Source organism: Thermococcus sp. (assembly GCF_027008145.1).
In the GTDB taxonomy this organism is placed as follows: Archaea; Methanobacteriota_B; Thermococci; order Thermococcales; family Thermococcaceae; genus Thermococcus.
The window spans coordinates 1-7,256 of sequence record NZ_JALTCZ010000104.1; the positions used below are offsets into that span (position 1 = coordinate 1).

General features: G+C 53.6%; 6 protein-coding genes. 1 reads left to right on the forward strand and 5 read right to left on the reverse strand.

Annotation, left to right across the window (positions count from 1 at the left end):
* The 4 genes from ileS to MVD07_RS05155 form a co-directional block, all read right to left on the reverse strand.
* Positions 1-2,635: isoleucine--tRNA ligase (ileS, locus tag MVD07_RS05140; RefSeq protein WP_297499367.1), on the reverse strand; the 2,635-nt coding region annotated here is incomplete at its 3' end.
* A 177-nt stretch (positions 2,636-2,812) separates the two neighbouring features.
* The gene (locus MVD07_RS05145) at positions 2,813-3,187 is read right to left on the reverse strand and encodes a hypothetical protein (protein ID WP_297499369.1); all 375 of its coding nucleotides are present in this window, start codon (positions 3,185-3,187) and stop codon (positions 2,813-2,815) included.
* Positions 3,188-3,255: 68 nt separating this feature from the next.
* Positions 3,256-4,086: a DMT family transporter gene (locus tag MVD07_RS05150; protein ID WP_297499371.1), complete on the reverse strand. Its 831-nt coding sequence runs from the start codon at positions 4,084-4,086 to the stop codon at positions 3,256-3,258.
* A 29-nt stretch (positions 4,087-4,115) separates the two neighbouring features.
* Entirely contained in the window at positions 4,116-4,424 is a 309-nt protein-coding gene (locus MVD07_RS05155) for a hypothetical protein (protein WP_297499373.1), read from the reverse strand.
* Positions 4,425-4,550: 126 nt separating this feature from the next.
* On the opposite strand from MVD07_RS05155, the gene MVD07_RS05160 reads away from it, so the two are divergent.
* Positions 4,551-6,287, forward strand: a complete 1,737-nt coding sequence (locus tag MVD07_RS05160; RefSeq protein WP_297499375.1) for a glycoside hydrolase — start codon at positions 4,551-4,553, stop codon at positions 6,285-6,287.
* Here the strand turns inward: MVD07_RS05160 and cca are convergent.
* On the reverse strand, positions 6,284-7,256 hold a 973-nt coding region (gene cca, locus MVD07_RS05165), incomplete at its 5' end, for a CCA tRNA nucleotidyltransferase (RefSeq protein WP_297499376.1). The two genes, MVD07_RS05160 and cca, sit on opposite strands and share 4 nt — an antisense overlap.

Below are 7,256 nucleotides of genomic sequence, written 5' to 3' on the forward strand. Positions count from 1 at the left end.
TGTTCAGCCTCTCGACTGCCTTCTTGACGGTTTCATCATCTGTTTCGATGATTATCTTTCTGACCGGGTAGCGGAGCTTTATCCTGGCCCTCTGCCTGGCGCTTGAGCCTGCCTCGACGATCCTCCTAACGTACTCCATCTCGCGCTCAAGCTCCCCGTCTATGGCCTTCTCGTCGGGTTTCGGCCAGTCGAGGAGGTGGACGCTCTCCACTCCAAGGAACGGCCTCAGAAGATTCTGATATATCTCCTCGGATATGTAGGGTGTAAACGGTGCCATGAGCCTTAGGAGAACGTCGAAGACCTTCCAGACAGCGTAGTAAGCCGCTAACTTGTCGGGGTCGTTGCTTTCAACCCACATGCGCTTCCTGATGAGCCTCACATACCACCTGCTGAGGTCTTCAACTACAAAGTTGTAGATTGCCCTGGTAGCTTTGGTCAGTCGGAAGGTCTCTACCCCCTCGGTAACCTCCCCAATGAGGTTGTTGACCCTGCTCAAAATCCAGAAGTCCTCCTCCCTAAAAGGAAGCTCCTCTGGAACCTTCGTTGGGTCAAAGCTGTCGAGGCTCATGTAGGTCGCGCTAAGTACATACACGTTCCAGAGTATGTTCAACATGCGCTTGACCTGTTCAAGGCCCTTCCAGCTGAAGCGGAGGTTCTCCCACGGATTGGTGGCCCAGAGCATGTAGAAACGGAAGGGGTCTCTGCCTTCCTTCTGGACGACCTCCTCCGGGCGGATAATGTTGCCGAGGCTCTTGCTCATCTTGTCGCCCTTCTCATCTAAGACGTAGCCGTGCATGGCGACCTTCCTGTAAGGGACGGTGTCAAAGGCTATAACCGAGGCCGCTTGCTGGGAGTAGAACCACTTGGTGACCTGGTCCTCTCCTTCGACTATGAAGTCCGCCGGCCAGAGCTTCTCGAAGAGCTCCGTGTTCCTCGGGTAGTCAAGGGAGGCCCAGCTAGCTATTCCGCTGTCGAACCACACGTCCACGACGTCCTTAACGCGACGCATCTCCCTGCCGTTGACCTCTATTATGAACGCATCAACGTAGGGTCTGTGTAGATCTTCAGGACCGAGCTTCTCCTCTATGACCTTGAGCTTCTCCTCGTAGCTCTCCGGAAGCTCTATCCTCTCGCCGTTCACCTCTATTGCAACGCTCTTCTCGACCAGCTCCTTAAAGCTGCCCACGACATAGATTTCTCCGTCTTCGCTCTGCCATATCGGGAGCGGTATTCCCCAGTACCTCTGCCTGCTTATGACCCAGTCCCCGCTGTTCATGACGCCGTTGTCGTATCTGACCTTCACCCAGTCGGGATACCATGTGACCTTGTCGTCGTTCTCGGCTATGATTTTGTCCTTGACCCTGCTGACCTTGAGAAACCACTGGTCCGTCGCCCTGAATATTAGCGGGGTTTTGCACCGCCAGCAGTGGGGATACTTGTGCTCTATTGTTCCAGCCTTAACGAGGTAGCCCTTCTCGCGAAGGTGTTCGATTATCTCAGGATCGGCGTCCTTGACATAGGCTCCCTTCCAGAATCCCTCGGTGTAGCGTCCCTCGTCGTCAACCGGGCTGTAAATTGGCAGGCCGTAGCGCTTCCCAACCTCGAAGTCCTCCTCACCGTGGCCCGGGGCGGTGTGGACTAAGCCAGTACCGTCCTCAAGCGTTACGTGCTCGCCGAGAATTACGCGGTGGGCCCATCCATACCTCTCGCGGAACTCTTTTTGGGTCGGATACTCGTCCATGAGGATGTGGACGTACCTTATTCCTTCAAGCTCCTCGCCCTTGAAGGTCTCAACTATCTCACCCTTTACGCCGACCTCGTTGAGAACCCTCTCAACAAGGGCCTTCGCTATTATCCAGTACTCCTCTCCGTTTTCAGTCTCGACCCTAACTTTGGCGTAGTCGTACTCGGGGTGGACGGTAACGGCCAGGTTGGCCGGGAGCGTCCAAGGCGTTGTAGTCCAGATGAGGAGGTACTCGTTGGTTTTGCCCTCCACTGGGAACTTGACGTATATGCTTGGATCCTTCCTGAGCTTGTACTCGCCGCGAACCTCGTGTTCAGCTAGGGCCGTTTCACACCTTGGACACCAGTGCAAAACCCTCTTATCCTTCTCGAGAAGGCCCTTTTCCCAAGCCCGCTTTAGGGTGAACCAGCCGGATTCGATGTACTCGTTCTTTATTGTCATGTACGGTTTATCCCAGTCCATCCAGACGCCGAGCATCTTGAACTGCTCGGTCATGACCTTGAGGTTGTTGAGGGCGAACTCCTTGCACTTCCTTATGAAGTTGTCAACGCCTATCTCGGTCTCTATGTCCTTCTTGACCCTGAGTCCAAGGGCCTGCTCTACCTTAACCTCTATAGGCAGTCCGTGCATGTCGAAGCCCGGCTGTCTTCTCACATTATAGCCCTGCATGGTTCTAAAGCGAATTATCATATCCTTAATGATCTTGTTCCAGGCGGTGCCGAGGTGTATTGCACCGCTGACGTAGGGTGGTCCGTCGAGGAAGTAGTACTTCGGGCCGTTGGCCCTGCTGGCTTTCACCTTCTCGTAGGTGTTGTTCTCCTCCCAAAAGCGCTCTATCTTTTCTTCAAGCTTCCCTGGACTGTACTCCCTAAGTTCAGGCTCCTTAATCATGGAGAATCCCTCCAGAAGTGATAGTTAAAGCTAACCCAAAAGGAGATTTAAGCCCCGAAACGGGCAAAGCGGAGGATAAAACACTCCCCCCTCATGGGCATCGGGGGAAATTGGGGGGTTCCCTTATAAGGTTTTCTGATTAAGTGAAGGGGAAGGCGGTGAAAGTTAGGGGGGATTTTAAGCGTTTTCGACCTGCCCCTCCTCCTCGGGGTCGCCTTTCCTCCTGCTCTCGTTCTTTATGACTTGCCTCACGTAGTCTATGAACTTTCTGACCTCTTCGAGATCCTCCTCTGAGATGTCGGCTATCTTTCTGTTCTTCGTCTTGTAGGTGAGCAACTTCAGGAGGGCAAGCCTTCCAAGGGCCGTCCTCGTGCTTATCTCACCGTTCTTCCAGTCGCGCCAGATGGCGTTGGCAATGCCGTAGAACTCGGGTATGCTGTCGAGCCCGGGATCGCCGACGTCGATGACCTCCTTGCCGAGGTACTTGTAGCGCTTCTCCTTCTCCTCCTTCGAGAACTCCTTGACCTTGCCCTTTATGTATTCGTGCACCATGGTATCACCTCCAGAAACCTTATCCCTTCAACCTTTATTAACTTTTTGTTCTTAAAACTTCAAGCGCTTTAATCGGCCTTCCTTATCTCGTTCCAGACGCCTGCCATGATGAGGAGCGCCCCAAGGAGGGACCTCCCCGTGAACCTCTCCCCAAGGAGGAGGAAGGCCGATAGAGAACCGAATATCGGCTCCATCGAGTATACAAGAGCAGCTCTGTAAGCGGTCGTCTCCCTCTGATACCTCACCTGCAGGGTGAACGCTATGACCGTCCCAAAAACTGCCGTGTAGACTATTCCAGCCCAGGGAAGGGCTGAAGTGGGAACACTCAAAGGCTCGAAGAAGAGGGCAAAAACGGTTGAGAAGATGAAGTTCCAGAATATCTGCCAGAAGGAGAGGCTGAGATAATCCCTGTAGCCAAAGCGCTGGACGAAGACTATCTGGAAGGCGAAGCTGAGCGCACAGAGTGCAGTCAGCGCGTCCCCAAGTCCCATGCTCCCGCTGGCTCCGGAGATCAGATAAAGACCAGCGAGGGCCACAGCGAGGGATGTGAAGTCCCTGGCTTTAACCTTCTCCCCTATGAGGAAGTGACCTATGAAGGGTGTAAAGACGACGTAGAGAGAGGTTATGAAGGCCGAGTTTGAGGCTGTTGTGTACTCGAGACCGACTATCTGGAAGCCGTGACCAAAGAAGAGCGTCAGACCGAGGATGAAGCCCTCGAAGAGGGTCTCCCTCTTCAGAACCTTACTCTCAAAGAGGAGGAGCATCAGAAAGGAGGCCAACCCAAAGCGATACGATAGGAAGAGAACCGGTGGAACGTAGTCAAGACTAACCTTCATCGCGGGAAAGGTAAAGCCCCAAAGGGCCGTGGCCCCCAAAAGTATCAGTTCGGCCCGTTTCATCGGGCCAAGTTGCCGGGGGGATTTAAAAGCTATTCGCCCGGTGGGTTCACACAGGACATGTTCATAGCTAAAAGCATCTCGATGTAACCGCTTTCAAGGTTCTCCTTAATCTTCCCGATGAGCTTCCCCAGTTCCTCGCCCGTCAGTGGCTTCTTGTTTCGGAGCCACTTTATCTCCCCGTCGTTCTTGTCGAGGACAACTATCTCTCCCTCGGTGATGAGTGGCACGTAGTTCATCTTTACCCCGTAGAGCTCCTCTGCAAACGCCAGCTTGGCTCGGAGCAGTTCGAGGTAGTTGGCCAAGTCCTCACCGAGGAACTTCCTGATCTCCCTCCTCATCCTTTCACCGCCATCAGCTCGATGTACACCTTTATTAATCTGTCGGACAAAAATGGGTAGAAATGTCCGTGTCATCGGTGCCGAAAGTGAAATAAGTCAAAGGCCAGTATCACCCACGGTGAGACCATGTTCATGAAGTACGCCCACCACTTCCATGCCTACCAGCCGGGGGATATAGTTTACACTCTGGACGGAGACGGCTCGGGGCCGATAGAATACGAGGAGAGAAAAAGCCCCGTGACGATTAAAATTCGGGAGGAAGACGTCAGGGGTGAGAATTGGACGAGGGCCATGCTCTACTCCTACGAACACATCTCAGAAGTTCTCTCAAGGATGAAGGGAATAAGCATCGACATAGAGCCATTCACCTTCCTCATGCTCCTGAGGTACCATAAGGAGGCTTTCGAAGAGGCCGTTGGACTCTTGAAGAAGTTTGATGCCGTTCCGACAACACCATTTCACCCGATAGTGCCCCACCTCGACGGGTTCGAACAGAGAATCCTCGCCAGAGTCTCCTTTGACTTCTACGCTCCCCTAACCGGGGGAAGAGAAGTCCTCGGTTACTGGCTCCCCGAGGCGGTGATAACGAGGGAGAGCGCTTCCATAGTCGAGGCCTCCACAGAAAAAAAGCTCGTCTTCCTCTTAGATGAGAGACAGCTCCTCTACGACTTCCCCCAGGCAAAGCACTCCTGCAACCGCTATGGAAACGCCTTTGTCTTCGGGAGGGAGTGGCATATAAGCGATGCATTTGCCTTCAACACCCTCGATGTTTCCGGGCTTATCTCAGCTACCCTAAGCTACCGCGACGACTACAAGGAGAATCTGGGCGTTCCTTACCTTGTCTTCACTGCCAGCGACCTGGAGAGCCTCCTCGGGAACCCGAGACAGCTCGACCGTTTTACATCGTGGATGGAGGGACTTGAAAGGAAGGGTGTTGGGCGCGTCTCCGCGATGGATTTTGTTGCCAAAAAGCTCTCCGGGGAGTTCAAGCGTCTTGAGGGTGAGTGTTCCTTTGGGATTGGCGTCAAGGACTACTCCAGCTGGAGCGACTACTTCGATTTGAGCCTCGACGGAAAGACGAGCGATTCAAGGTGGCTCGGCTATCGCAGGGCCGATGGAAAGGTCTTCGCGAGGGAAGTAAATGGGAGGAAGGTTAGCCAGCTATGGAAGGTGGCCTTCACAAGGCTCTTTGAGGAGCTCAACAGGATTATCCGCCTTGGGGTTTTGAAGGGCCTAGAAAAGCTCGGCATCGAGGGCCCTTCAAGGGAGGGGTTTCTAGTTCGCTACGCGAGGGTCTTCTTTAGGGATTACTACGAGTACTTTGGTGTCGACGCCTCCCTTGACTATGTCCTTGAGTCGGCAAACGGAGAAAGAGAGGCGCTGAAACTCGGGAGAGTATACTACCTCATGCTCCTCGCCAACCACTCCTGTCCGCGCTTCTGGGAGAACCTTGACACGCGCGTGGCCTTCGGAAACGTCTCTACCATCACTAAGGCCCTCATAGAGCTCATAAACTACTTCGATGGAGATGAACTGCAGAGCCTCTTCATCAATGCCTACCTCAGGGTTCTCAACTTCGAGAATCTCTACCACGTCTGGAACCTCTCCGCAATGCCTTCCCTAGAGGGCTGGGAGACGAGCTGGAAAGCCTGGGAGGAAGCCCTAAGTCCCGAGGTTCCGAACAGTGGATACAACGTCGTCACGAGGGCCGGCCTTTACGTTGGGAAGATGGACTTAAGAGGTGAGCTGAGGGGCCTCACTGAACCCTACAACCTCGAATGGGCGGTAGCAGATACCGGCCACATCCCGGGCGAGGCCCACGGCCAATGGGAGAACAATGAATGGTGCGAGCATCGCGCTTAGCCCTTCAGGCAGTCCTTTTTCCTGCTGAGGAATAGGTAGGCCTCCCGCTCAAGATCCCTCGGGACGTAGTCAAGGAGGAAGTCCGCGTCCCTTATCACCTCCCTAAGGTTCCTCCCAATGGAGACCTGGTTCTTTTTAATGAGCGCAAGAAGTACATCTAGGATGTTTTCAGCAACCTCTTTTTCGGCGTAGAGCCTCTTACCGACCAGCCAGACCCTTCCGTTTTTCTTGTAGAAGTCCCTGCCCCTCTCAGTGAAAAACTCCGGGCCGGGATGCACCTTCACTGCTGGTCTCTCAACTCCCTCCACTTCAAGCATTATGAAGGCTTTTTCGCCCGAGTAGCCGTAGTCCCAGCCGAAAACCCTGAATCCTTCCCGTCCCAGGGCCCTTTCGATTCCCCTGGCGCTCTTCTCAAGCTGGGGCATAAGGATGTCATCCACCAGCCTAGGCCTCTCGAAGAGGAGGGTTAGCAGGTGGGTTCCCTTCCTCCCGAGCTCCTTTAGGTAGTTCCCTGAAACACCGCTGGGCGGGAAGAAGAACTCGGTTGATGGTTCCTTCAGAAAACCCTCAGATTTGAAGTAAAACACTCCGTATTTCTCCCAGCTCAGGTTTGCCGAAACATTCCTCCTTGGATCAACGGGGTCTATGACGATCAACGGCCTGTCTTCATCGATCTCTCTCTTCACGGTCTTCATCGCTATTTCAGGTTCTCTCTTCAGCCAATTTCCCGGATCGATTATCTTCTGCCTCAGGATGAAGTCAGCTTTCTCTAGAACGTCCAGAAAGGAGCCGTATTTTATTATCAGTATCTCCGCTAGGTAGCCCGAAAAGCCCCTGATATAAACCTCGCTTCCGTAGGCTTTAATCCCTTTCAAAAACTTCTTGAGGAGCCGAACTTCGTCGTTTTTGCCTTTGATGTTCTCGTTCACCCACCCCGTATGGAGGATCGAGCGGTCAACGGCCGTCCTG

What these genes read in the sequence shown, in the direction of transcription:
- MVD07_RS05145 (WP_297499369.1), bottom strand. Translation starts at nt 3,187, where the DNA reads ATGGTGCACGAATACATAAAGGGCAAGGTCAAGGAGTTCTCGAAGGAG.
- MVD07_RS05150 (WP_297499371.1), bottom strand. Translation starts at nt 4,086, where the DNA reads ATGAAACGGGCCGAACTGATACTTTTGGGGGCCACGGCCCTTTGGGGC.
- MVD07_RS05155 (WP_297499373.1), bottom strand. Translation starts at nt 4,424, where the DNA reads ATGAGGAGGGAGATCAGGAAGTTCCTCGGTGAGGACTTGGCCAACTAC.
- MVD07_RS05160 (WP_297499375.1), top strand. Translation starts at nt 4,551, where the DNA reads ATGTTCATGAAGTACGCCCACCACTTCCATGCCTACCAGCCGGGGGAT.